The following is a 24,001-nucleotide window of genomic DNA, read 5'->3' as shown; positions in this document are numbered from 1 at the left end:
AGATTTTGACGCAAGAAATCCGTATGAACAAGCATTCGAAATCCGGTCCTGGCGGCGCATAGTGAACGCCACTTCGAACGGGAGTCATCCATGTCCCACCAGCAATCCCCCATTTCCTCGGGCTTCGGCCCGGCCTCGACGGCCTACGACGTCATTGCCGGCATCGATCTCAGCGGCAAGGTCGCCATCGTGACCGGTGGCTATTCGGGCATCGGCATCGATACGGTCAAGGCCCTGGCCTCGGCCGGTGCAAAGGTCATCGTGCCGGCGCGCGATCTCGAACGCGCACACAAGAACCTAGACGGTATCGCCCATGTCACGGTCGAATCGCTCGACCTGATAGATCCGGCTTCCATCGATGCGTTTGCCGAGCGGTTTCTGGCAACCGGACAGCCGCTGCACATCCTGATCAACAGCGCCGGAGTGATGATGAATCCGCTGACACGCGATGCACGCGGCTATGAATCGCAGTTCGCCACCAATCACCTTGGCCACTATCAACTGACGCTGCGCCTATGGCCGGCATTGCGCCGGGCCGGCGGCGCGCGTGTCGTGTCGGTGTCATCGCGTGGCCATCGTATTTCGCCGGTGGATTTCAACGATCCGCAGTTCGAGCATCGTGATTACGATAAGCGCGTGGCCTATGGTCAGTCGAAAACGGCCAACGCGTTGTTTGCGATCAAGCTCGATCAGCTCGGTCAGCCTTATGGCATCCGCGCATTTGCCTTGCACCCGGGCGGTATCGTGACGGAACTGGCGCGGCATTTGAGCAAGCAGGAATTGGTCGCTACCGGTTTCGTCAGAGAAGATGGCACGCCTGTTTTTGATCCATCGCGCGATATGAAGTCGCCACCGCAGGGCGCGGCTACCAGCGTGTGGTGCGCCACCAGCCCCCAACTCGATGGCATGGGTGGCCTGTATTGTGAGAACAGCGATATCGCACAAGCCGTAGCAGCCGATTCGGAAGCCTCGCTTGGCGTGCGCCCATGGGCGATCGATCACGACGAGGCCGAACAGCTTTGGGTCTTGAGCGAGAAACTTACCGGCGTATCGCTACCGGCGTAATTCAAGGATATGTAACGGATCTGCCATAGGCCAAACGAATGAACTTCATTTCATCAATCAATTAGATTGATGTTGCCGCACTCTATAAGCTGCGACGGGTTTGCATTCCAGACAATCGTCGACGCAACTTCAGGGGGCTACATGTTCGTTCTTCGTCTGTGCCTTGCCATGGCACTGGGCGGGCTGGCCGCGACGGCCAGCGCCGCCACTGCGCATCAAATGCACGCATCCACGGGATCGGAGATTTCCGGCCACGTGGAGCTGGTCGCCAATCCGGGGCAGGTCCTCGCCGCTGGCGAAGTGACCGACACGCTCGTCTATTTCGTGCCCAAGTCAGGCAAGGCCAAAGTACATCCAGGCACCTACACGGTGTATTCGGTCGATCAGGATTTTCGCCCCGCGGCGATGGCGATCCCTGCCGGCAGCACGGTGAAGTTCGCCAACCTGGACCAGGTGCTGCACAACCTGTATTCGTCCACGCCGGGATCGGTTTTCAACTACCAGTTTCAGAAAGTCGGTGAAGTATTGAGTCACCGCTTTACTCAGCCAGGCCCCGTGCTGGTGAGCTGCAATGTGCATCACTTCATGGAGCTGGACCTGTTGGTCGTGCCCACGCCATACATGGCGGCGGTAGCGGCTGACGGGAGTTTCTCGCTGCATGGTTTGCCGCCGGGTCCTGGGACTCTGTATGCCTGGAATCCTCGTGGAACCCTTAAAAGCCAGTCTGTCGGCGCGCCGCAGAAGGACATCTCGATGCAGCTGGTCGCGATCAAGCCGCGCGTCGCCACGGAACTGAATCAGGCTGCGCATCCATGAAGCCCTCGACCAAAGCGTTATGGGGTGGATGGATTCTCGTGATCGTTTGCGCAGCCTTGGCCATGGCCGCCGCGCTATGGAACGCCCATCGGGGAGAGCGGACGCGTGCCCTGGCGCGTTTGCAGACGTCCAGCGAGATCGTGCATGACTTGCAGGCGCAGGAGCTGGAAATGCTCCAGCTTCGTGCACAGACGTTGGCCGGCGATCCTGCCTTCGTCGACTATGTCACCCAGTCGTTGGTACCCAATCCGCAGCTTGGCGGCGCGGTCGACAATCTGTCGATCAGCGATTTGTTGAAGCAGCGTCGCCATGGCGACGATATCGTCATGCTTCTCGATCCGACCGGTACACCGATTACCGCCATCGGCGCGTTGGGCAAGGACCGCGCGAGCATTGCGCACGATCCGCTGGTCGTGGCATCGATCAGTCAGCTCACGACCGTGCAGGGCGCATGGCTCGATCATGGCGATCTGCTTTGGGTCGTCGTGAGCCCGTTGCTGCGGGGCCGCACGCCGCAGGGGTATTTGATTACCGCCTCGCATGCCAGCGAGAGCTTCTTCGCCAAGGTTGGGCACCTGGTACATGGCGATGTCGCGCTGGTGCTCGATGCTTCGCCGCAGCCGGTGTCCTATTCGAGTGGCCTCGATGCGGGTCTTGTCGAATTGTTGGGCGCGCATCGCCAGGAGATTCTTGCCGCAGGCAGCGAACAGGGCACGGGGATGCGTTTGCAGTCGGCCGATATCTGGGTAACGCCGCTCAAGCTGAGCAGTGGCCACGCCGCACTGGTTGCACTGAATCCGTCGACTCGTTCCGATCGTGGGATCGACCAGGAGGCCTTCTGGTCGATCGTCGGGATCGCGTTTTTTGCTGTATGCGCGGCCCTGTATGTGTGGTTGCAATGGTTCTTTACCTGGCGTCCGCTCGCCAGGCTGGCCGACGCATTCGATAACGATCGATATGCGATAAGTGCGGTAGGCGGAAGCGCCTTGGTTCGCGATGTACGCGATCGCCTGCTGCTTCTGTTGACCCGTGAAAAGCGTCCGTCTTGATCTTTAGAAAATGGCCGGCCAATCGCCCTGTCGGGGCGATTGGCCGGCTTTTCTAGTATTCTGCCGCCTGATCCACGATGGAGTCGCCCGACGTCGCTCCTCGCGACCCTTCCACGGCGCACCCTCATGACCGACGAAAGCCCCGTACCCGCCCAGGCGTTTTCAGCTGCCGACGAAAACTACATGCGCCGCGCCCTGCAGCTTGCCGAGCATGCGCGCGATGCCGAGAACGAGGTGCCGGTGGGTGCCGTGCTGGTGCTCGACGACCAGATTATCGGCGTGGGCTGGAACCGAAATATCACGCTCAACGATCCGACCGCACACGCCGAGATACAGGCGTTGCGGGCGGCCGGCGAGAAGCTGGCCAACTATCGAATGATCGGCGCGACGCTCTATGTGACGTTGGAGCCTTGCGCCATGTGCGCGATGGCGCTGGTGCACGCGCGGATTGCACGGGTGGTCTATGGCGCCACCGATCCGAAGACCGGGGCGGCCGGCAGCGTGTTCGATACGCTGGTTTCCGAGCGGCACAACCATCGCGTCCAGGTGGAAAGCGGCTTGCTGGCGGATGAAGCGTCGACGATGTTGCGGGAGTTTTTTCGTTCCCGAAGGTAAAGCCGGTAGCCGGCTTTACCCTTGGTGGCGGGCGGCTTTAGACCCTCACACCTTCACCGGAAACGGATTGCGCTCGCCAAATCCCTTCTGATGCCAGTACGGATATGCCGGCGTGACTTCGCTGGCCGCGTCGAGCTTGGCCACCTGTTCGGTGGTGAGGTTCCAGCCGACGGCGCCGAGGTTCTGCTTGAGCTGTTCCTCATTGCGCGCACCGATGACAACGGTTGAGACGGTGGGGCGCTGCAGCAACCAGTTCAAGGCGATCTGCGGGACGGTCTTGCCGGTTTCCTTGGCGATGTCGTCCAGCGCATCGACCACGCGGTAGAGCAGTTCGTCGGGCATCTGCGGACCCATGTCGCCGGTCTTGTGCAGACGGCTGGTTTCCGGCAGCGGCTGGCCGCGACGAATCTTGCCGGTGAGACGGCCCCAGCCCAGCGGGCTCCAGACGACGGCGCCCACACCCTGGTCGACAGCCAACGGCATCTGCTCCCATTCGTAGTCGCGACCGATCAGCGAGTAATACGCCTGGTTGGCGACATAGCGGGTGTAGCCATAGCGGTCGGCCACCGCCAAGGATTTCATCAGGTGCCAGCCGGAGAAATTCGACACGCCCAGATAGCGGATCTTGCCGGCACGCACGAGATTGTCCAACGTCGACAAGGTTTCCTCGACCGGGGTCAGCGCATCGAAACCATGTAGCTGGAACAGATCGATGTAGTCGGTGCCCAGGCGCTTGAGCGCGGCATCCACGGCGTTGATCAGATGAAAGCGCGACGAGCCCACATCGTTCGGTTCGTCGCTGAAACGGAAGGTGGCCTTGGTCGAAATCAGGATCTTGTCGCGGCGGCCCTTGATCGCCTCGCCGAGTACCGACTCGGCGGCGCCGCCGGAATAGATGTCGGCGCTGTCGAACATGTTCAGGCCGGCGTCGAGGCAGATGTCGACCAAGCGCTTGGCTTCCGCCACATCGGTCTGGCCCCAGGCCTGAAAGAACTCGCCTTTGCCGCCGAACGTGCCGGTACCGAAACTCAAGACGGGGACTTTGAAGCCCGATGCACCTAGACGTCTAAATTCCATGTGAACTCCTGCCAGTGAGGTGAAAACGATGGAATGGCGCTGGCTTGCCTGATTGCAAGGGCGGGCATGCCGCCATGCACATGAAAATTTATTTAGACGGCATCTCTGTTTCTGCCATCAGCCGCGCCAGTACGGTTCCAATTTGGAAAGGTGTTTGTATGAGGTGTCGGCATGAATGGTCGCGCGATGCGCCGTGCGTTTGCTCCAGCGACGCAACTGCTTGATGAATTTCTCGTCGCTTTGGTCGGCGAGCAATACGCTGCCCAGATTGCGTCCCGTCATCCGATCGTGCGCCTTGCCAAGCTGACCTTGCAGATCGGTCAGCGCTTCAAGCCATGCATGGGCGGCCTTGTGCGGAAACGCATGCTGAAAGAGTTCGATGGTGTAGCGAAGCTTTTTCGTTGCCGTGCGCATGCGATGCAAGGGTTTGCGGCCGCCGTCGAGTTTGTCCGCGCGCCTGGAAAGTTTGCGATGTGCCGATTCGATCGCCGCGGACGCTGCGTGCCGCAGTGTCTTGTCGCTGGGCGCATCATGTTTCTGCGACCAGGCGTTGAAGTCGGCGATCCATGGGGCCAATGAATGCTCACGCAGCGCATCGAGCATGTCATGGCGCGCCTGATTGCGTTGCTGCTCCAGTTTTTGCCACAACGCGGGTGTCGGGATGCTGCCGGGATGTTCGGTGGCAAACGCCGGCAACGTTTCTTCGGCAAGAATATCCAGGTCACGGCTGGAGCCGGTGGCGTCACGATGTTGCTTGAGCGCTTCCAGCAAGACGTTCGCTTCATCGCCGCCGTGGATATGGATCAGCTTGTCCAGGGTGGCCGTTACGCGACGCAGGTTCACGCGCCAGCTATGCAGTCGCTTGGCGTCGTACTGCAGCAGCAGATCGATGCGCGCCTGCTCGGCTTTTTGCAGATAGCCCTCGATAGCGCGGCAGCAACGGCGAAACTCGCCGTTGGAATGATCCGGACCAGCTACCAGGGACTTCTGTGCATTCATACGATTTCGTCTCGACCGGAGAACGACAGGAACGCAGATCGGAGGTCGACTATATGACGAAACCCAGGGCCGCTGCACAAGGCTGGTCGATTTTGAGGGTCAACAGAGGGTCGGCACGGGTCCGGCCCAGGTTGAGCGCGGCTATGGGCTTGCCAGCCCGCGAGGCGGCATAGGCAAAGCGATAGCCGGAGTAGACCATCAGGGACGAGCCGACCACCAACAGGGCATCGGCGTCCTGTACGGCGCGCATACCGGCGTCGACGCGCTCGCGCGGCACGTTCTCGCCGAAAAACACCACGTCGGGCTTCAGGATGCCCTGGCAGCGCGGGCAGGACGGTACGTGAAACCCGGAGAAATCCAGGCCGTCCAGATCGGCGTCGCCGTCGGGGGCGTCGGTGGCTTCCAGATGCAGCCAATCCGGGTTGCTGTGCTCCAGGGCATGCTGGAAATCACTACGGGAGCTACGTGTTTCGCAGTGCATGCAGCGCACCAGATCCAGCCGACCATGCAGATCGACCACGTTCTCGCTGCCCGCGGCCTGATGCAGGCGGTCGACATTCTGGGTGATCAGGATATCGACCCTGCCGTCCTGCTCCAGCTTGGCCAGGGCACGGTGGGTATCGTTGGGATGGGCGCGGCCAAAGCGTCGCCAGCCGACCAGGCTGCGTGCCCAGTAACGTCGACGCGTGGATTCCTCGCCCATGAAAGCCTGGAACGTGACCGGCGGCGGTCGTTTCCAGCCGCCATCGGTATCGCGATAGTCCGGAATACCCGAGTCCGTGCTGCAACCGGCGCCGGTGAGTACGAACAGGCGCGGATGGCGTTCGATGAATTGCGCCAGTCGTGCGCGATCGCGCTCCAGACTGTCGAGCATGGCCGTGGCAGTGGTGTTCATGCCGCAGCGCGCCGATCGAGTTCGTCGAGTGCGCCGACGATATCTTTCGCACTGTCCACACGCATGACACGCGGCGAACTGTCCGCGAAATCGGTATCGGCTTCGTGTGCCCAGGTGACGTGATAAGGCATATACACGCCCCAGCCGCCAAGGGTGACGACCGGTGCGATATCCGAGCGCAGCGAATTGCCGACCATGGCGAAGGACTGGATCGGCACCGCACATTCGCCCAGCACGCGGCGATAGGCGCGCTCGTCTTTCTCGGACACGATTTCGATGCGCTGGAACAGATCGGCCAGGCCGCAGTTGGCGACTTTCTGCTCCTGGTGAAACAGATCGCCCTTGGTGATCAGCACGACACGATAGCGTCCGGCGACAGCTTCGACGGCAGCGCGGATATCGGGCAGAAGCTCCACCGGATGCGCCAGGACGTCCTTGCCGATGGCGATGATGCGATGCAAATCCTTGGCGCTGATGCGCGAGTCGGTCACGTCGATCGCCGCTTCGAGCATCGACAAGGTCATGCCCTTGGCGCCATAGCCGAAGAGCTTGATGTTGCGTCGCTCCGTTTCCAGCAAGCGCTCGTGCAGGCGCAGGTTTTCCAGGTCGGCGTAACGACCGACGATACGTTCGAATTCGGCATGCGCGCTCTGGTAATAGCCTTCGCTATGCCACAGCGTATCGTCGCCATCGAAGCCGACTAGTTCGATCATGGGGCTGGGTCTGTTTCTTGGAATGGGGGTAACAGTATAGAAGGGGCGAAAAGCGGGGTTTTCAAGCTTTTGCTGGGGATTTCGCGAGTCCCCGGCCCCCTCACCCCAACCCTCTCCCCCGGCGGAGTCAGGGGAGAGGGGGCACATCGAGGCAAGTTTGAACGTTGCGTGTTTTTTGACTCCCTCTCCCCTGGCTTTGCCGGGGGAGAGGGCTGGGGTGAGGGGGGCTCTTGATCTTCGTGCCACCCAAAAACTCACCCCATCTGCGGCAACTCATTCGGCCGCAAGTCAAACACCAACACCTCGGCCTTATCGCCATCACTGAAGTTCAGACTATCGACTTTGCGAACACGTGCGCCATCACCTTCATTCAAGCGCTGCCCGTTCACCGTCACGCTGCCGCGAGCCATCTGGATATAAGCGTAACGGTTCGCCGGCAACGTCAACGTGGCCGATTCCGCACCATCAAACAAGCCAGCATAAACACGCGCATCCTGACGTACCTTCAGCGAACCCTCCGCACCATCCGGCGAAATGATCAGGCGCAGACGGCCACGCTTTTCTTCATCGGCGTAATGCTCCTGCTGGTATCGCGGCGCGGCATTGAGCTCCGCGGGTATCAGCCAGATCTGCATGAAGTGCACCGGCTCGTTCTTGGAGTGATTGAACTCGCTGTGCGTCACGCCGCTACCGGCGCTCATCAGCTGCACATCGCCCGGGCGGATCACCGAGCCGGTGCCCATGCTGTCCTTATGTTCCAGGCTGCCTTCGAGCACATAGGAAAAGATTTCCATATCGCGGTGCGGATGCTGGCCGAAGCCCTGGGCCGGTGCGACGCGGTCGTCATTGATCACGCGAAGGTCGGAAAAACCGATCTGTTCGGGGTTGTAGTAATGGCCGAACGAAAAGCTATGGCGTGAATTCAACCAGCCGTGATTGGCGACGCCGCGAGCATTGGCTTTGAGAATATCGAACATGGCGTTCTCCGTAATAAGTAACTATCGGTTTGGATCGATCAGTGCGAAGCGCTGCGGCGTGCAAGCAGGCCATCGATGGTCCAGGCACCTGCGCCAAGCGCTGCGATCTGCAACAGGCCACCGGCGATGGCGAAGTTCTTCAGGAAATGAATCTGCTGATTGAGGTCATTGAAGTGCGCGTGAAAACCGAAGGCGGCAGCCAGGGTAAACAGCGCCATGACCGTGGCCACTATGCGGCTGCGGTAGCCCACCAGCAGTGCCAGACCGAAGCCCACTTCGACAATGACTGCGGCGATATAGGCCAGGTCAGGCAAGGGCAGGCCAGCGGAGGCTATGTAGGCCTTGGTTGCCGCGGGTGCGGCAAGTTTGCCGAAGCCACTGATCAGGAAAAGGGTGGAGAGCAGTACGCGGCCGATGAGGGCGACGGCCGGCAGGTTGCGAGTGTTCATGAGCGCGGTGTCCTTGGTGTTTGGGGCCGGCGTGTCCGGCGGATTTGTTGAAGCACATGCTAATGTCGCCCTTTGGGCTGATAAACCGCGTAGAATGCGCGACACTGTCACCTTGGAGTTGACAATGAGCCAGCTCGAAGACATGCGGCTGTTTATCGAGGTTGTTGATGCGGGGAGCTTTACGGCTGCGGCCGAAAAAGCGGGGCTATCGAAGCAATTCCTGAGCAAACGCATCATGGCGCTGGAAGCGCGCCTGGGCGTACGGCTGTTGACGCGCAGTACGCGGCATTTGCGCACGACTGACCTGGGGCGTGCTTACGAAGAGCAGGCGCGCAGCATCCTGCAGGATGTCGACGGTCTGGAGCAGCGCATTTCCGGTACCAATCGCATACCGCGCGGCAGGCTGCGCGTTACCGCGCCGATGTCGTTCGGCACGATGCATCTGAGTCCGGTCCTGCCGAAGTTCCTCGCGGCCTATCCGGAGGTATCGATCGAACTCGACCTGAGCGATCGCACGGTCGATCTGCTCGGCGAAGGCTACGATCTTGCTGTTCGCATCGGCAGCCTGGCCGATTCGTCGCTGATCGCGCGCAGCATCGCACCGATGACGATCGTTACGTGTTGCAGCCCTGCGTATTTGCAGCGGCATGGTGCGCCGGAGCATCCGGCTGATCTGGCCAGGCACGACTGTCTGCTTTACGGGCACGGCCGCCACGTCGAATGGTTGTTTGGCGGTGCGTCGCCAACGCGTATCACGGTGAACGGACGCATGCGCGCAAACAATGGCGAACTGGTGCGCGACGCAGCGATTCAAGATCTCGGCATTGCCTATCTACCGACTTTCATTGTGGGCGCCGCGATCGAAGCGGGGCAGTTGGTCACCGTGCTGGATGCATGGCGACCGCCGGTGGCTGCTGTACATACGGTCTATCCGCAACACCGGCAAACGTCGTTATTGATCCACACCTTCGCGGACTTTCTGCGCGGCTGCTTTGCGGCGCCGACGCGGGCGCTTTGACAGCAATCGTTTTCGTTGCCGCAACGCAACATCGTTTGGGGGCATAGCCGTCCGTTAAATTTCGATGTAGAGTCGCCGCCACACGCAGGCTGACGGTGTTTATCCAGCTGCGTCTTTCGCATCGCCACCATCGATTCCCGGGGACATTCCAGACGACAGAAGACCTAACCGCACATTTTTCCGCACGAAATTTGGATCGATCTAAATTTTTGTCTGGGTGCTTCCGGCCACGCATATGCGGCCCGGCTGCGGCCAGGCGTTTGAGTTGCAGGGCCTTTCGAGGCCGCGTGTCAGTTGTCTTGGATCAACCGAGTCGGGACCGTCGTATGGCAACAGAAAATGTTGGCGAATTTGCGACGAACCCGGCCAAGGGCCAAGCCGCGCGAGCGGCGTTTGGCATTCCCCCCTTCGTCTGAGTCCGTGATGTCGCCTATGTCCCGTTCCGTTGCATCGATAAAGTCCCTCGTTCTGTGCGCCAGCGTTTCGCTGGCGATGGCTGGCAGTGCATGGGCGCAAAGCGCCGTGTCGCCCGCCGATGCCGTCAATCCCTTGATCGGTACGACCAACGGCGGCAATACGTTCCCCGGTGTGGTGATGCCCTTCGGCATGCTGCAGTGGAGTCCGGAAAACACGCGCGGCAAGCACACGCATACGGCGTCGCCCAGCGGTTACGAGTACAACGCCACGCGTATCCGCGGCTTCAGCCTGACGCATCTGTCCGGCGCCGGTTGTGCGGGTGCCAGTGGCGATGTGCCGTTCATGCCGATCACGCAAGCGGTGACGAGTTCGCCGTCGACCGATCTGAAGGACAGCACGTACGCCAGCGACTTCACGCACGCCAACGAGACGGCCAAGGCCGGCGACTATCGCGTGACGCTGGCCGACGGCGTCAAGGTCGAACTGGGTGCGGCCATGCGCAGCGGCATGGCGAGCTTCAGCTTTCCGGCAGGCAAGCCGGCGAACCTGCTGATTCGCGCTTCGGATTCCGAAGTCGGCTCGAGCGATTCGCAGGTGCAGGTCGACAAGGCGGCCAATACGGTCAGCGGTTCGGTCACCAGCGGCAACTTCTGTGGCTATCTCGCGAAGGCCGACCAGCGCAGCTACTACACGCTTTACTACGTCGCCAGTTTCGACCAGCCGATCGGCGATGTCGGCGCGTGGGAGAACGACCAGCTCAAGCCGGGGACGACCTCCGCAAAGGGCGGCACGGGTTACGGTGACAAGGGTTTCCCGGAGCCGGGCAAGGGTTCGGGTGTATGGCTGGCGTTTGATCCGGCCAAGGGGCCGGTAACGGTTCGCGTTGGTATTTCCTATGTCAGCCTCGCCAATGCCAAGGCGAACCTGGAAGCGGAAATCCCCAAAGGTACGAGTCTCGCGCATGTGCACGACGCGGCGCGCACGGCGTGGAATGATGCGCTGGGCCGTATCGCCGTCGACGGCGGCACGCTCGATCAACGCGCCGCGTTCTACACCGCGCTGTATCACGTGCTGATGCATCCGAACGTCTATAGCGACGTCAACGGCGAGTACCGCGGTTTCGACCAGCAGACCCATCGCGTCGATGGCAGCCAGAAAATCCAATACGCCAATTTCTCAGGCTGGGATATCTATCGTTCGCATCTCCAATTGGTGACCTGGATCAATCCCAAGATCGGCAGCGATATCGCACAGTCGCTGTACAACCAGGCCAGGCAGAACGATGGCGAGTGGGATCGTTGGACGCACAACAGCGGCGGCACCCACGTCATGAGTGGTGACCCGGCCGTGCCGGCGCTGGCGGATATCTACGCGTTCGGCGGGCGCGATTTCGATCTCAAGGGTGCGTACGCCTCGCTGGTCAAGGCGGCCACCGTGCCGACCGCACACGACAGCTCCGACGATGGTTGCAATGTGGAGTGCGTGGGCCAGCGCCCATCGCTGGACCAGTGGCTGAAGCTGCATTACATCGCGACGCAATCGCACGCTTGGGGTGGTGCAGCCGAAACGCTCGAAGACGTCACCGCGGACTTTGCGCTCTCCCAGCTTGCGGCCCAGGTGGGCGACAAGGCGGGCGAGAAGCAGTTCCTGACCCGCGCGGGCTACTGGCGCAATATTTTCAATCCGAATGCGACGCCTGAAGGCGGCTATATCCAGAACCGCAATGCGGACGGTAGCTGGCCGGCATTCAAGCCGGAAACCGACGATGGTTTTGTCGAAGCCAGCGCTGCGGTCTACCTGTGGATGATCCCATTCGATGTGCATGGCCTGTTCGACCAATTGGGCGGCTATCAGAAAGCCAGCGCACGCCTGGATCGCTTCTTCCACGACGACAACGGCAAGTGGGCGCTGACCAAGGCCGGTCCGTTGCACTCGGAGCTGGATAACGAACCCTCGGTGGCGGCGCCCTGGCTCTACGACTTCGCCGGTCAGCCGTCGAAGACGCAGGAATCGGTGCGCATCGTGGTCAACACGCTGTGGAAGAACACGCCCGACGGTATTCCGGGCAACGACGATCTCGGCGAAATGTCGTCCTGGTACGTGTGGTCGGCGCTGGGCATGTATCCGGAAATTCCCGGTCGCGCCGAGCTGATGCTGGGCAGCCCCCTGTTCACGCACGCGGTGGTGCATCGCGCCGGCGGCGACCTGGTGATCGACGCGCCGCAGGCCGGTACCGATGTGCCGTTCGTGCACGCGCTGACGTTCAATGGCAAGGCGCATGTCAAACCCTGGCTGCCGGCGAGCGTGGTCGAGCATGGCGGCCATCTGAATTTCAGTTTGCAAGGCAGCGCCGATACGAGCTGGGGCAGCGACCTCAAGTATGTGCCGCCGTCGTTCTCGCCGCCGCATTCGTGATCACCGCGCGGATTTTCATTGACACCTGATTTGAATCGATCGCATGCGGCGCCTGAGGAGAGCAGACGCCGCATCGCACGGGGAGAGAGCTGGATGGGTAAGCGGCTGCAGCTACAAAACAGCAACACCGGGATGGGCACGCGCTGGTCGTCGTTGACGCTAGGCATCGCCATGGCGTTGGTCTCGTTGCCATCGTTGCCTGCCTATGCCGAGACGGCCAAGGCGGCGTTCTTCGATTCGTTCGAAGACGGCCAGCCGGCCTTGTCGGCCTTGTCGGCCAAGGCCGTAGCGGGATGGCGTACTTCGGTGGTGGCCGGTCCGGCCAAGAACGAAGTGTTGACGGCGAAGCCGGGGGCCGGTTTTACCGGCATGCACGCGCTGCGCTACGACGCGGACGCGGTGGTGCAACGCGCCGAGCGGCGTACGACGCTGTTCAAGCCCGAGGGTCTGAGCGCCGCTTCAGGCTTGCACCTGTCCTATCTGATCTTTCCGACCATGGTCGAAGATGACACGGCCGCGCCGGCGCAGCACGTGGCGGTCGATGTGTTGTTCACCGACGGCAAGCGTCTCTCCGGCCTGGGCGCGATCGATCAGCACCGCACGGCCGCGCAGGCGGCGGCACAGGGCGATGCGCGCATCCTGCACGGTAACCAGTGGAACCTGGTGGACATCGATATCGGTGCCGTGGCGGCAGGTAGAAAGATCGCCGCGATCGAACTGGTGGAAGATGCCCCCGCAGGCAGCCCGGCCTTTCATGGCTATATCGACGATATCCGCCTGGGTGCCTCGACCGCGCCGGGCGATGCGCTCGCGCCGCACGAATATGTCGACACGCGGCGCGGCACGAATGCCAACGCACATTTCTCGCGTGGCAATAACATTCCGGCCGCTACCGTGCCGCATGGGTTCAATTTCTGGACGCCGGTGACGGTAGCCAGCTCGGATTGGATGTATCAGTACCAGGACCACAATGGCGCGGATAACCGTCCGCGCATCGAAGCCTTCTCGCTCAGCCACGAGCCCAGCCCCTGGATGGGCGATCGCCAGACCTTCCAGGTGATGCCGGCGTCCGCTGCCAGCGGCGAGCCGACGCTCGACCGCGCCAAGCGTGCGATGAGCTTCTCGCACGACAACGAAATCGCGCGCGCCGATCTTTATCAGGTCACGTTCGACAACGGCATCGTCACCAGGATGACGCCGACCGATCACGCGGCGATGATGCAGTTCAGCTTTACCGGTGATCGTTCGCAGCTGGTATTCGACAACCGCAACGACAAGGGTGGCATCGAGCTCGATGCCGCGCATGCGAGCATCAGCGGCTACTCGGATGTGGCAAGCCAGTTGTCGACCGGCGCGACACGCATGTTCTTCTATGCCGTGTTCGATCAGCCGGTCAAGGAAAGCGGCCGCTTGACCGGGCAGGGCAGGGACCATGTCGCGGCCTGGTTCGGTTTCGATACGCATGCGAGCAAGACCGTGAGCATGCGCATTGCGACCTCGCTGATCAGCGTGGATCAGGCAAAGCATAATCTCGATATGGAGTTGCCCGCCGACGCGACCTTCGCAGGTGTGCAGGCCGCCGCGGCTGCAAGCTGGGACAAGCTGCTGAACATTGTCGAGATTCCCGGTGCCGGCGGTCGCGACAAGACGGTGCTCTATTCGAATCTGTATCGCCTCTTCATGTATCCGAACGAGGCGTTCGAAAATGTCGGTACCGCAGCGAAGCCGGACTATCGCTATGCGAGTCCGTTCTCCGCAGCGACGGGCGAGAACACGCCGACGAAGACGGGTGCGCGCATCGTCGCTGGCAAGCCGTATGTCAATAACGGTCTGTGGGACACCTATCGCACCGCGTGGCCGGCCTATACCTTGCTCACGCCCCATGACGCTGCCCATTTGATCGACGGTTTCGTGCAGCAGTACCGTGACGGCGGCTGGATCGCACGCTGGTCGTCGCCCGGCTATGCCGACCTGATGGTCGGCACCAGTGCGGACGTGGCATTTGCCGATGCCTGGAACAAGGGCATCCATGGCTTCGACGTGCGTTCGTTCTATCAGGCGGCCCTGAAGGATGCGACCGTCGTCAGCGATATCGCCGGCGCCGGGCGCAAGGGCGTGCAGCGCTCGATCTTTACCGGCTATACCGATAACTCGACCGATGAAGGCCTGTCGTGGTCGATGGCCGGTTACCTCAACGATTTCGGCATCGCCGAACTGGCGAAGAACCTCGCCGAACATCCCGTGCCCGGCGATACCTATCGCGGCTACGCCGATGACGCGCGCTATTTCAGCAGCCGTGCGCGCAACTATGTGCGTTTGTTCAATTGCGACGCCGGCTTCTTCATGGGACGCAAACCCGATGGCCAATGGCGCATCGACGCCAAGGATTTCGATCCGTTTGCCTGGGGTGGCGACTACACCGAAACCAATGCATGGAACATGGCCTTCGACAGCGGCGTGCAGGATGGGCAGGGCCTGGCCAATCTGTACGGTGGTTTCGACGGCCTGGCCAAGAAGCTTGATGCATTTTTCGGTGCACCGGGCTATTTCCACGTCGGCGATTACGGTGGCGTGATTCACGAGATGCTCGAAGCGCGCGACGTACGCATGGGCCAGTATGGCCACAGCAACCAGCCGTCGCATCACATCCTCTATATGTACGACGTTGCCGGCCAGCCGTGGAAAACGCAGGACAAGGTGCGCGATGCGCTGACGCGTCTGTACGTCGGCAGCGAGATCGGCCAGGGCTATCCAGGCGACGAAGACAACGGCGAGATGTCGGGCTGGTGGGTGTTCAGCGCAGCAGGCTTCTATCCGCTGCGTGCCGGCACGCCGACCTATGCGATCGGCGCACCGTATTTCCCGCATATGCAGATTCACGCGCAAGGCGGTGCGGAGATTGTGATCGATGCACCCCAGGTCAGTGATCGCAACCGTTATATCCAGAGCGTCACGCTCAACGGCAAACCCTACGACAAGACCTGGATCGGCCAGGACGACCTGGCCCACGGCGCCCATCTGGTGTTCGACATGGGCCCGACACCTTCGCGTTGGGGCACCGGTGACGATGCTCGTCTGCCATCGTTGACTACCGGCAACGGCGCTCCGTCGCCGATGACCGACCTTGCCGATGTGAGCGGTGCGCAGGTCACGGTCGATGGCGATGCCGCCGCGGCCAAGGCGATCAGCGACAACACCTCCGATACCGAAGCGAGCCTGACCAAGGGCGAGGTGCGACTGCAGTTGCCCGCTTCTCAACAAGTACAGATGTACACGCTGACGTCCTCGGCCAAGGCCGGTAGCGATCCTTCCGATTGGGTGTTGGAGGGTTCGATCGACGGCAAGCACTGGACGGTGATCGACAAGCGGCAGGGCGAGCAGTTCGCATGGCGTCGACAGACGCGTGCCTTCGGCGTCGCCCATCCGGGGAACTACAGCTACTACCGCTGGCACGTGCAAGGCGCGCATGGCGTGGTGGTTGCAGAAATCGAGTGGCTCGGGAATCCGTCTTAGGAACCGGGTCGCTATAGGACAGGAGCTGGAGGCCGCAGGGGACGCCCTGGGTAGTGCGACTCGATCGTGCTGCTCGCTGTGTTGCGGCCAATAAAAGGACGTTGTTCGTGGTGGTGCCGTCGCATAGACGGCCTTTTCGACACGTTATTGGGGAGTACCGTCGTTTTATGAAACCGAAATTCGTATACGCATTTGCAACGTCCATCCTGGCGTTGTCCATTGCGCAGGCCCTGGCTGGCGATGCACCGCCGGCGCAACCGCCTGCCGGCAATGGCCAGACCGCCACGCAGGATGACAGCAGCACCACGAGCAGCGCCGACGACAAGAAGGTCAAGAAGCTGGAGGCCGTGCAGGTTACCGGCTCCCTGATTCCGCGTGCCCAGATCGAAGGTCCGTCGCCGCAGACCACCATCACCGCCAAGGATATCGATCGTCAGGGTTTTGCCGACACGTTCGAAGCCTTGCGTGCCTTGCCGATCGCCAATGGCTCGGTGCAGGACCCGCAGTTCACCGGCGGCTTTACGCCGGGCGCCAAGACCATCAGTCTGTTCGGCCTGAGTCCGAGCTTCACCCTGACCCTGCTCAACGGCCGTCCGATGGCGAGCTATCCGCTCGCATACAACGGCAATAACAACATCACCGATATCGCGAATATTCCGGTCGGCTTGATCGACCATATCGACGTGTTGACCGGTGGCCAGTCGTCGATCTACGGCTCGTCGGCGATTGCCGGTGTGGTCAACATCGTGATGAAGGACCACGTCGATGGCACGCACGTTTCCTTGCGTGTGGGCGACTACAGCGACGGTGGCGGTCTGAATAAGCGCTTGCAGGTCAGCTCGGGCCACACCTGGGGCAACTTCGACATCAGCGGTGGCGTCCAGATTTCCAAGGAAGATCCGGTCTGGGCCTACCAGCGCAGCTATATCGATTCGTACAACGACGACCCGACCGGCAAGCCGGGCGTGCCGTCGCGCACCTTCCTGCGCATGGCCGCGGGCGACAATGCGCACTATATCGATCCGGGTGCGGCGACCTGCGCACCGTTGAGCTATCTGTATCGCGACAGCACGGCCTATTCGTTCCGTGCGGGTTCCAACCTCGGTTACTACTGCGGCAGCCCGAACAACGTGGCCCAGGCAAGTTTGAGCAACCAGAGCACCGAAGCCAACGGTCTGCTCAACATGCACTACCACATCAACGACACCACCGAGCTGTATTCGCAAATGCTGTACAGCTTCAGCAACCCGACCTATTCGGGTGGCAGTCCGTTCTGGAACAACACCTTCTACAACCAGACCAGCGGCCAGTACGAAGAGTGGCAGCGCATCTATGCACCGGAAGAAGTGGGTGCGGACGCGACCTATCAGCACGTCTATACGCGTACCTATGACGTCACATTCGGCATCAAGGGCCAGATCGGCTCGTCGAGCTGGAACTACGACGCGTACTACAACCGTTCGCAGTCCAATGTGGTCCGCAATTCGAAGGACTTCCTGGCCAATAACGGCGTCGACCAGTACTACCTCGGGCCGCAGCTGGGCACCGATGCTAACGGCTATGCGATTTACGCCCCGAATTTAGATCGATTGTATCAACCGATCACCCGTGCGCTTTACAACCAGTTCACCGCTACGGATCGCGCCGATTCAATGTCGTGGACGCAGAACGAGACGATCACCGCCAACACGCCGAGCCTGTTCACCCTGCCGGCTGGCGACGTCGGTTTTGCCTTGATCGCGCAGAACGGTAACGAGCGGTTCGACAACCATTCGGCCAGCCCCTTGGCGGCCGAAGGCTATTTCCGTGGCGTGGGTGGCACGACAGTCGCTTCGGGCAAGCGCAGCTCCTATGCGATCGGTGCGGAAATGCGCGTACCGGTGCTGGAAACGGTGACGGTCGATCTTTCCAGCCGTTTCGACCGCTACAAGTACGGTGGCCAGACGCCGGGCAAGGGCACGTACAAGTTGGGTCTGGAATACCGCCCGATGGATACGTTGCTGCTGCGCGGCAGCTACTCGACCGCGTTCCGTGCGCCGGACATGTTCTACCTGTTCTCGTCGCATTCGAGCGGATACTCGACCAACACCGACTACTATCTGTGTCGCCAGGGCGGGTATAACTCTTCCAACTACAACAATTGCCCGCAGTCTGGCATTCAGACGCTGGCGGTGTCCGAGGGCAATACCAAGCTCAAGGACATCACCGCCAAGACGTTCACTTACGGCTTCGTCTGGTCGACTGCGGACAATGCGTTGAGCTGGTCGGTCGACTACAACGCCATCCGCATCTCCAACGAAGTGGTCACGCTGAGCAGCGACGAAATCCTCAACCAGGAAGCGAACTGCCGCCTGGGTGTGTCCGAGAACGGTCAGACCACCTTCGATATCAATTCGCCGACCTGTCAGCAGGTGATCGGTGAGGTCAAGCGCAACTCGGCGACCGCGCCGATCAACCCCAGTGCGGTCAACGAAGTCGACACCTACCCGATCAACGTGGCAACCGAGTACCAGACTGGCGTCCAGTCGTCGTTGAACTACCACTTCAAGACGGCGAACTTCGGTAGCTTCCTACTGGGTCTGGATTACTACGACGAGTTCAAGCACACCTACCAGGAAAAGGCGGGCGATCAGACGCTGAACTACCTGTGCTGCGACAACTCCGATGAGTTCAAGAGCCGCGTCACCGGCACGGCGACCTGGAACATCGGCAAGTGGAGCACCACGGTATTCGGTATCCGCAACGGCAAGACCTGGAACGCGATCGGCACGGAAAAGGACATCGGTCCGTGGATCACCTTCAATGGCAGCGTGAACTACAAGATCACGCCGAAGGCATCGATCTCGCTGGTGATGAACAACATCGCCAACAAGAAGCCGCCGCGTGACACCACCAACGGCAACTGGCCGTACTTCGACGAGGGCAACTACAGTGCCCTGGGTCGTGCGGTCTATGTGGAAATGGGCTACGACTTCGACAACTGATTGTTGAGTCCCAGCGGGACATAACGACGTGCCGCCTTCGGGCGGCACGTTTTTTTTCGCTGCGCTGCAAGTTCCCAAGCGCCCCGTACTCGCGCATGATCCCTCGACGCTCAAGGGAAGGGGACGGCATGACTTACGATTACGTGATCGTTGGCGGCGGCTCGGCCGGTTGCGTGCTGGCGCATCGATTGAGCGAGTCGCCTGCCCAGAAGGTCTTGTTGCTGGAAGCCGGGCCGGCCGACTGGCATCCCTTGATCCATATGCCCATCGGGTTGGCCAAACTGGTCGGCTACCCACGCGGGCTGCGGCGTCTGTATGGCGGGCGCTGGTTCGGCTGGAGCTATTTCACCGAGCCGCAGCCTCAACTGGGCGGCCGGCGTTTGTGGTGGCCGCGCGGCAAGACCCTGGGCGGCTCCAGTTCGATCAACGCGATGTGCTACATCCGGGGCGTGCCCGAGGACTACGACGCCTGGGTGCAGGCAACCGGTGATGCCCGCTGGTCCTGGGATCAGGTATTGCCATGGTTCCGTCGTTCCGAGGGCAATACGCGCGGCGCCGACGACTTGCATGGCGCAGATGGTCCGCTTGGGGTCTCGGATCTGCGTTATCACCATCCCTTGTCGGACGTCTTTATCGAGGCCGGGGTCCAGGCGGGCTACCCCCGCAATCCGGACTTCAACGGTGCCACGCAGGAGGGCTTCGGGCTTTATCAGGTCACCCAGCGCAATGGCAGCCGATGCTCGGCGGCAACCGCCTATCTGCAACCGGCACGGGCACGCGGCAATCTCGAGGTACGCACGCGTGCGCAGGTGGCGCGGGTATTGATCGATCGCGGTCGGGCATACGGCGTGGAGCTCGTCGATGGCAGCCGGATCGAGGCGAACCAGGTCATTCTTGCCGGTGGTGCGATCAACAGCCCGCAATTGTTGATGCTATCGGGGCTGGGTCCTGCCGATCATCTGCGCAGTCACGGCATCAACGTTGCTGCGGACCTGCCCGGTGTGGGCGGCAATTTGCAGGATCATCTGGATATCTGTTCGGTCACCGGCACGACGTGGCCGTCGACATACGATCATCTCAACGAGCCGGCGGTGGCCCTGCGTTACCTAATGCATCGCGACGGGCCGGGTACGAGCAATGCCGCCGAGGGCGGCGGATTCGTGCGCAGCCGTTTTGCCCAGGACGACCGCTGCGATATCCAGTTTCATTTCATTCCCGCGCAACTGGACGATCACGGCAATCGTGAATTGCCGGGACGGGGTTACACCTTGCACGCGTGCTACCTGCACCCGCGCAGCCGCGGCCGTATCCGCCTGGCGTCGTCCGATCCGGCCAGGGCGGCGTCTATCGATGCCAACTACCTCGGCGATCCGGAAGGGCATGACCTGAAGCTGATGATCGAGGTGGCCAAGGTATCGAGGACCATTCTCAATCAGCCGGCATTCGCGCCGCATCGCGGCGAACCGCGCTATCCCGAGCGTGTGCTGCAGAACGATGCGGATATCGAGGACTTTATCCGTCGCCGTGCAGAGACGATTTATCATCCGGTCGGCACGTGTCGGATGGGTAAGGACAACGACGCCGTTGTCGACAGCGAGTTGCGTGTGCGCGGTATCGATGGTCTACGTGTTGTCGATGCATCGGTGATGCCGACGTTGATCAGCGGTAATACCAATGCGCCTACGATCATGATTGCCGAGCGTGCGGCGGCGTTGATGCTTGCTTGAGTGCTGCCGAGGTTATGGGAGTCACTTCTAAGAGTCTTTTCCTATCCGTCGTCCCGGCGAACGCCGGGACCCAGTGCCTTGTGCCCTAACGTGCTGAAGACACTGGGCCCCGGCGTTCGCCGGGGCGACGATGAGAACAGAGGCTATTCGTGGTTTCCTTTAGTCGCGGCTCTGACGCAAATCAGACAACAAAAGAAAAAGCCGCCCGTTACATCAGGCGGCTTTTTTCATCTTTTCTAACCGTGTTAAACCACAGTCAACGTCACATCGATATTGCCGCGCGTAGCATTCGAATACGGGCACACGATATGCGCCTTCTGCACCAGCGCTTCGGCTTCTTCACGAGCCAGGCCCGGGATCGAGATGGTCAATTCGACTTCGATACCAAAGCCGGTCGGAATCGGACCAATGCCGACCTGGCCGGTGATGGAGGTGTCGGCGGGGAGCGCCTTCTTCTCCTGGCCGGCGACATACTTCAACGCGCCGAGGAAGCAGGCCGAGTAACCGGCGGCAAACAGCTGTTCCGGATTGGTGCCATGCGCACCGTTACCGCCAAGCTCCTTGGGCGTGGTCAGCTGTACATCGAGGACGCCGTCGGACGAAACGGCGCGGCCGTCACGACCACCGGTGGCTTTGGCTTGGGCGCGATAAAGAACGTTCTGGATGCTCATGGTCTCTCTCCTGGGTATGGATAGCTAGCTATTTAATAGCGCGCTATGTTTATGATCGAAAAAAGGGTTTGCTTTCAGTTCTCGCTGGACAACTTGGCACGCAACATCTGCAAATCGTCCTTGAGCTTCATCAGCTCGTCGGGCGCGCATTGGGTTGCGCAAAAAACACCGAACTGCACGTCGCTGGCTTTTGACTTCAACTTGCGCCCTTGCTCGGTCAGGGTGATGACAACCTGACGTTCGTCTTCGCGGGAGCGCTGGCGCAATACGAAGCCGGCAGCTTCCAGGCGTTTGAGCAAGGGGGTGAGCGTGGCCGAATCCAGATACAGGCGTTCGCCGATCTCGGACACGCTCATGCTCGGGTTTTCCCACAGGGTCAGCATCACCAGGTATTGCGGATAGGTAATGTCCAACTCGCGCAGCAACTTGCGGTAGACCTTGTTCATGGCCAGCCCGGCCGAATACAGCGCGAAGCACAACTGGCCATCGAGCGTCGGCGCGGGCAGGTCGTTCTTGCTGATGGAGGGCTGGGTCTTCATGGGTTCGTAATTTACATAGCGCGCTATTTAATTGCAAGCGATCAATGCGGGATATTTAATATCCATTCATTTTGACGGCATGGATCGGGCTGCGGCTAAAGTTCTTGCCGACGCGGACGATGAGAAACGCATTAAGGGACTAATCCGCGGGAATTCGATGATCACCCCAGCCAACGTGGATGTCCGTTCGATCTCGTCTGCCGATGCGAACGGCAGCAGCGGCGCACATGTGGATGTCCAGTCACGTCCTACGTCACTGGCTTCCAATGACAGCAGTAGCGCCAAGTCGCAGGGCAGTCCGGCGGTCGAGGCCTTGCTCAAGCTGATCGAGCAGCTCGAGAAGCAGTTGCAGCGCGAACAGCAGGAACTCAAGACAGCCACCGCGCAAAGCAGCCCGGACAACCCGGCAACGCTTGCCCGGGTGACGGCGGCGCAGTCCGGCGTCGCGACGACATTGGGCCAATTGCAATCGGCCATGCAGAAGCTGGCCGAGGCATTGACGCAGATGGGAGACAGCAGTTCGGGCGCTTTATTGAATACCACCGCTTAGCTCAGCGCCTCGCTTTTCGGCCAAGGCGGCGATCGCTTCACTCGATTCCCGTGCAAGCCATGTTGCACAATCGCCCGCGGTAAAACCGGCGGAGAAGAAGCGATGAGCGACAGGGCATACGCGTTGACCGAGACGGTATGGTCGGCATGCGGTGGCGATCGCAGCCGCCTGGATACGCTGTCTTTTACCTCGGAAGGCGCGTTGCCTTCGGCCTTTTTCGTGACTGATTTTGCCAGCGCCACCATGGCGGCCGCCGCGCTGGCGCTGGACGAATGGATCGATAGCCACAGCGAAGGCATTGTCATCGATCGCCGGCTTGCCTCGATGTGGTTTCACGCATCGATCCGGCCACAAGGCTGGATGCCGCCGGCGCCATGGGATGCGCTGGCGGGAGACTACCGTGCGCAGGACGGCTGGATTCGTCTACATACCAATGCGCCGGCGCATCGGGCTGCCGCCCAGCGGGTATTGGGGCCGCATGCGGACAAGCAACCCATGGCACTGGCGGTATCCCGGTGGAATGCGACGGAGCTGGAGCAAGCGATCGTCGAAGCCGGCGGCTGTGCTGCACAGATGCACAGCGTCGCCGAGTGGAACGATCATCCCCAGGGCAGGGCGGTGAACGCGGAGCCCTTGCTACATAGCGAACGAGGTACATCGACTGCCGATCGCGCCTCGGCGATCGACGCGTTGCGCCCGCTTGCCGGCATTCGCGTACTGGACCTCACGCGTGTACTGGCCGGACCGGTTGCGACGCGTTTTCTTGCCGGCTGGGGCGCCGAGGTGCTGCGCATCGATCCGCCCGACTGGGACGAGCCCGCGCTGATACCGGAGGTGACGCCGGGCAAGCGCTGCGCGCGGCTCGATCTGCGCTCGGCGGGTGACCGCGCCATCTTCGAATCCTTGCTGGCGGCATCGGATGTGCTGATTCACGGCTACCGTACCGGCGCCCTGGACCGGCTTGGTTATGACGCCGAAACACGGCAGAGGCTTTGTCCGGGCCTGATCGACGTCAGCCTGAACGCCTACGGGGCGACCGGGCCCTGGTGCGGTCGCCGGGGGTTCGACAGCCTGGTGCAAATGAGTACGGGCATCGCGCACGACGGCATGAACTGGCGTGGGGCCGAGCAGCCGGTGCCGCTACCGGTGCAGGCGCTCGATCTCGGTACCGGCTATGTGATGGCTGCCGCGGCGATCCGTGGCCTTGCGCATCGCCGGCGCGATGGCTTCGGCTGCATCGCGCGGCTCTCCCTCGCGCGCACGGCCAAGCTGCTGCTCGATCTGGGCCGGCAGTCAGATTCGTCCGCGCTGGCGCCGGAAACCGAACTCGACCGGGCACCGGACATCGAAACCACCGCATGGGGGCCGGCGCAGAGGCTGATATCGCCCGTATCGATGGGAGGGCTCGGCCTGCATTTCTCAAGGCCTGCGAGCGCTTTGGGTTCGTCTACGCCTGCCTGGCAGGCGCCCTGACGCACTTCGGCGTCACACAAGCCACCACTGGCAATCATT

General features: G+C 61.3%; 19 protein-coding genes. 11 read left to right on the top strand and 8 right to left on the bottom strand.

All coding sequences use genetic code 11. The annotated features are described in order from the left end of the window. The first annotated feature begins 90 nt into the window (after positions 1-90). From ACZ6WW_RS15220 to tadA, 4 genes are all read left to right on the top strand, one after another. Entirely contained in the window at positions 91-1,065 is a 975-nt protein-coding gene (locus tag ACZ6WW_RS15220; RefSeq protein WP_465274953.1) for an oxidoreductase, read from the top strand. Between the two features lie 141 nt (positions 1,066-1,206). Beyond that, positions 1,207-1,881: a cupredoxin domain-containing protein gene (locus ACZ6WW_RS15215; RefSeq protein WP_465274952.1), complete on the top strand. Its 675-nt coding sequence runs from the start codon at positions 1,207-1,209 to the stop codon at positions 1,879-1,881. Then, positions 1,878-2,930 carry a hypothetical protein gene (locus ACZ6WW_RS15210; protein ID WP_465274951.1) on the top strand — a complete coding sequence of 351 codons (1,053 nt, stop codon included), beginning with the start codon at positions 1,878-1,880 and terminating at the stop codon, positions 2,928-2,930. The genes ACZ6WW_RS15215 and ACZ6WW_RS15210 overlap by 4 nt, the downstream gene beginning before the upstream one ends. 126 nt (positions 2,931-3,056) lie before the next feature. After that, a complete protein-coding gene (gene tadA / locus ACZ6WW_RS15205) occupies positions 3,057-3,545 on the top strand; it encodes a tRNA adenosine(34) deaminase TadA (RefSeq protein ID WP_281849043.1) in 489 nt (162 codons plus the stop codon). A 45-nt stretch (positions 3,546-3,590) separates the two neighbouring features. On the opposite strand, the gene ACZ6WW_RS15200 is transcribed toward tadA, so the two are convergent. From ACZ6WW_RS15200 to ACZ6WW_RS15175, 6 genes are all read right to left on the bottom strand, one after another. Next, complete coding sequence (locus ACZ6WW_RS15200) at positions 3,591-4,622, bottom strand: aldo/keto reductase (RefSeq protein ID WP_281849042.1); 1,032 nt, start codon at positions 4,620-4,622, stop codon at positions 3,591-3,593. Positions 4,623-4,739: 117 nt separating this feature from the next. After that, a complete protein-coding gene (locus ACZ6WW_RS15195) occupies positions 4,740-5,621 on the bottom strand; it encodes a CHAD domain-containing protein (RefSeq protein ID WP_465274950.1) in 882 nt (293 codons plus the stop codon). A gap of 49 nt (positions 5,622-5,670) precedes the next feature. Next, positions 5,671-6,495: an NAD-dependent protein deacetylase gene (locus tag ACZ6WW_RS15190; protein WP_465275174.1), complete on the bottom strand. Its 825-nt coding sequence runs from the start codon at positions 6,493-6,495 to the stop codon at positions 5,671-5,673. A gap of 17 nt (positions 6,496-6,512) precedes the next feature. Then, the gene (locus ACZ6WW_RS15185; protein WP_465274949.1) at positions 6,513-7,229 is read right to left on the bottom strand and encodes an HAD family hydrolase; all 717 of its coding nucleotides are present in this window, start codon (positions 7,227-7,229) and stop codon (positions 6,513-6,515) included. A gap of 254 nt (positions 7,230-7,483) precedes the next feature. Next, positions 7,484-8,206 carry a pirin family protein gene (locus tag ACZ6WW_RS15180; RefSeq protein ID WP_465274948.1) on the bottom strand — a complete coding sequence of 241 codons (723 nt, stop codon included), beginning with the start codon at positions 8,204-8,206 and terminating at the stop codon, positions 7,484-7,486. A gap of 38 nt (positions 8,207-8,244) precedes the next feature. Next, the gene (locus ACZ6WW_RS15175; protein ID WP_465274947.1) at positions 8,245-8,655 is read right to left on the bottom strand and encodes a DoxX family protein; all 411 of its coding nucleotides are present in this window, start codon (positions 8,653-8,655) and stop codon (positions 8,245-8,247) included. A 124-nt stretch (positions 8,656-8,779) separates the two neighbouring features. Here ACZ6WW_RS15175 and ACZ6WW_RS15170 point away from each other — a divergent pair, with 124 nt between their 5' ends. The 5 genes from ACZ6WW_RS15170 (at position 8,780) to ACZ6WW_RS15150 (ending at position 20,729) form a co-directional block, all read left to right on the top strand. Then, positions 8,780-9,673 (top strand): LysR family transcriptional regulator, encoded by an 894-nt coding sequence (locus ACZ6WW_RS15170; protein WP_465274946.1) that lies wholly within the window; start codon positions 8,780-8,782, stop codon positions 9,671-9,673. Between the two features lie 432 nt (positions 9,674-10,105). Continuing rightward, positions 10,106-12,505 (top strand): GH92 family glycosyl hydrolase, encoded by a 2,400-nt coding sequence (locus ACZ6WW_RS15165; protein ID WP_465274945.1) that lies wholly within the window; start codon positions 10,106-10,108, stop codon positions 12,503-12,505. Positions 12,506-12,598: 93 nt separating this feature from the next. After that, a complete protein-coding gene (locus ACZ6WW_RS15160) occupies positions 12,599-16,018 on the top strand; it encodes a GH92 family glycosyl hydrolase (RefSeq protein WP_465274944.1) in 3,420 nt (1,139 codons plus the stop codon). Positions 16,019-16,185: 167 nt separating this feature from the next. Continuing rightward, positions 16,186-19,002, top strand: a complete 2,817-nt coding sequence (locus tag ACZ6WW_RS15155) for a TonB-dependent receptor plug domain-containing protein (protein ID WP_465274943.1) — start codon at positions 16,186-16,188, stop codon at positions 19,000-19,002. Between the two features lie 128 nt (positions 19,003-19,130). Continuing rightward, entirely contained in the window at positions 19,131-20,729 is a 1,599-nt protein-coding gene (locus ACZ6WW_RS15150) for a GMC family oxidoreductase (protein WP_465274942.1), read from the top strand. Positions 20,730-20,974: 245 nt separating this feature from the next. Here ACZ6WW_RS15150 and ACZ6WW_RS15145 read toward each other — a convergent pair whose 3' ends face one another. Both ACZ6WW_RS15145 and ACZ6WW_RS15140 read right to left on the bottom strand, forming a co-directional pair. After that, complete coding sequence (locus tag ACZ6WW_RS15145; protein ID WP_281849031.1) at positions 20,975-21,400, bottom strand: organic hydroperoxide resistance protein; 426 nt, start codon at positions 21,398-21,400, stop codon at positions 20,975-20,977. A 74-nt stretch (positions 21,401-21,474) separates the two neighbouring features. Further along, a complete protein-coding gene (locus tag ACZ6WW_RS15140; protein ID WP_465274941.1) occupies positions 21,475-21,939 on the bottom strand; it encodes a MarR family winged helix-turn-helix transcriptional regulator in 465 nt (154 codons plus the stop codon). Between the two features lie 157 nt (positions 21,940-22,096). On the opposite strand from ACZ6WW_RS15140, the gene ACZ6WW_RS15135 reads away from it, so the two are divergent. Together ACZ6WW_RS15135 and ACZ6WW_RS15130 are read left to right on the top strand one after the other, a co-directional pair. Further along, positions 22,097-22,489, top strand: a complete 393-nt coding sequence (locus ACZ6WW_RS15135) for a hypothetical protein (RefSeq protein WP_465274940.1) — start codon at positions 22,097-22,099, stop codon at positions 22,487-22,489. A gap of 102 nt (positions 22,490-22,591) precedes the next feature. Continuing rightward, complete coding sequence (locus tag ACZ6WW_RS15130) at positions 22,592-23,962, top strand: CoA transferase (RefSeq protein ID WP_465274939.1); 1,371 nt, start codon at positions 22,592-22,594, stop codon at positions 23,960-23,962. Positions 23,963-24,001: the final 39 nt, after the last annotated feature.

The organism is Dyella sp. NPDC103356 (assembly GCF_055584465.1).
This window is presented reverse-complemented; position numbering and strand designations above follow the sequence as displayed.

Coding starts and splice junctions, on each gene's coding strand:
- ACZ6WW_RS15220 (WP_465274953.1), top strand. CDS start 91: ATGTCCCACCAGCAATCCCCCATTTCCTCGGGCTTCGGCCCGGCCTCG.
- ACZ6WW_RS15215 (WP_465274952.1), top strand. CDS start 1,207: ATGTTCGTTCTTCGTCTGTGCCTTGCCATGGCACTGGGCGGGCTGGCC.
- ACZ6WW_RS15210 (WP_465274951.1), top strand. CDS start 1,878: ATGAAGCCCTCGACCAAAGCGTTATGGGGTGGATGGATTCTCGTGATC.
- tadA (WP_281849043.1), top strand. CDS start 3,057: ATGACCGACGAAAGCCCCGTACCCGCCCAGGCGTTTTCAGCTGCCGAC.
- ACZ6WW_RS15200 (WP_281849042.1), bottom strand. CDS start 4,622: ATGGAATTTAGACGTCTAGGTGCATCGGGCTTCAAAGTCCCCGTCTTG.
- ACZ6WW_RS15195 (WP_465274950.1), bottom strand. CDS start 5,621: ATGAATGCACAGAAGTCCCTGGTAGCTGGTCCGGATCATTCCAACGGC.
- ACZ6WW_RS15190 (WP_465275174.1), bottom strand. CDS start 6,495: ATGCTCGACAGTCTGGAGCGCGATCGCGCACGACTGGCGCAATTCATC.
- ACZ6WW_RS15185 (WP_465274949.1), bottom strand. CDS start 7,229: ATGATCGAACTAGTCGGCTTCGATGGCGACGATACGCTGTGGCATAGC.
- ACZ6WW_RS15180 (WP_465274948.1), bottom strand. CDS start 8,206: ATGTTCGATATTCTCAAAGCCAATGCTCGCGGCGTCGCCAATCACGGC.
- ACZ6WW_RS15175 (WP_465274947.1), bottom strand. CDS start 8,655: ATGAACACTCGCAACCTGCCGGCCGTCGCCCTCATCGGCCGCGTACTG.
- ACZ6WW_RS15170 (WP_465274946.1), top strand. CDS start 8,780: ATGAGCCAGCTCGAAGACATGCGGCTGTTTATCGAGGTTGTTGATGCG.
- ACZ6WW_RS15165 (WP_465274945.1), top strand. CDS start 10,106: ATGTCCCGTTCCGTTGCATCGATAAAGTCCCTCGTTCTGTGCGCCAGC.
- ACZ6WW_RS15160 (WP_465274944.1), top strand. CDS start 12,599: ATGGGTAAGCGGCTGCAGCTACAAAACAGCAACACCGGGATGGGCACG.
- ACZ6WW_RS15155 (WP_465274943.1), top strand. CDS start 16,186: ATGAAACCGAAATTCGTATACGCATTTGCAACGTCCATCCTGGCGTTG.
- ACZ6WW_RS15150 (WP_465274942.1), top strand. CDS start 19,131: ATGACTTACGATTACGTGATCGTTGGCGGCGGCTCGGCCGGTTGCGTG.
- ACZ6WW_RS15145 (WP_281849031.1), bottom strand. CDS start 21,400: ATGAGCATCCAGAACGTTCTTTATCGCGCCCAAGCCAAAGCCACCGGT.
- ACZ6WW_RS15140 (WP_465274941.1), bottom strand. CDS start 21,939: ATGAAGACCCAGCCCTCCATCAGCAAGAACGACCTGCCCGCGCCGACG.
- ACZ6WW_RS15135 (WP_465274940.1), top strand. CDS start 22,097: ATGATCACCCCAGCCAACGTGGATGTCCGTTCGATCTCGTCTGCCGAT.
- ACZ6WW_RS15130 (WP_465274939.1), top strand. CDS start 22,592: ATGAGCGACAGGGCATACGCGTTGACCGAGACGGTATGGTCGGCATGC.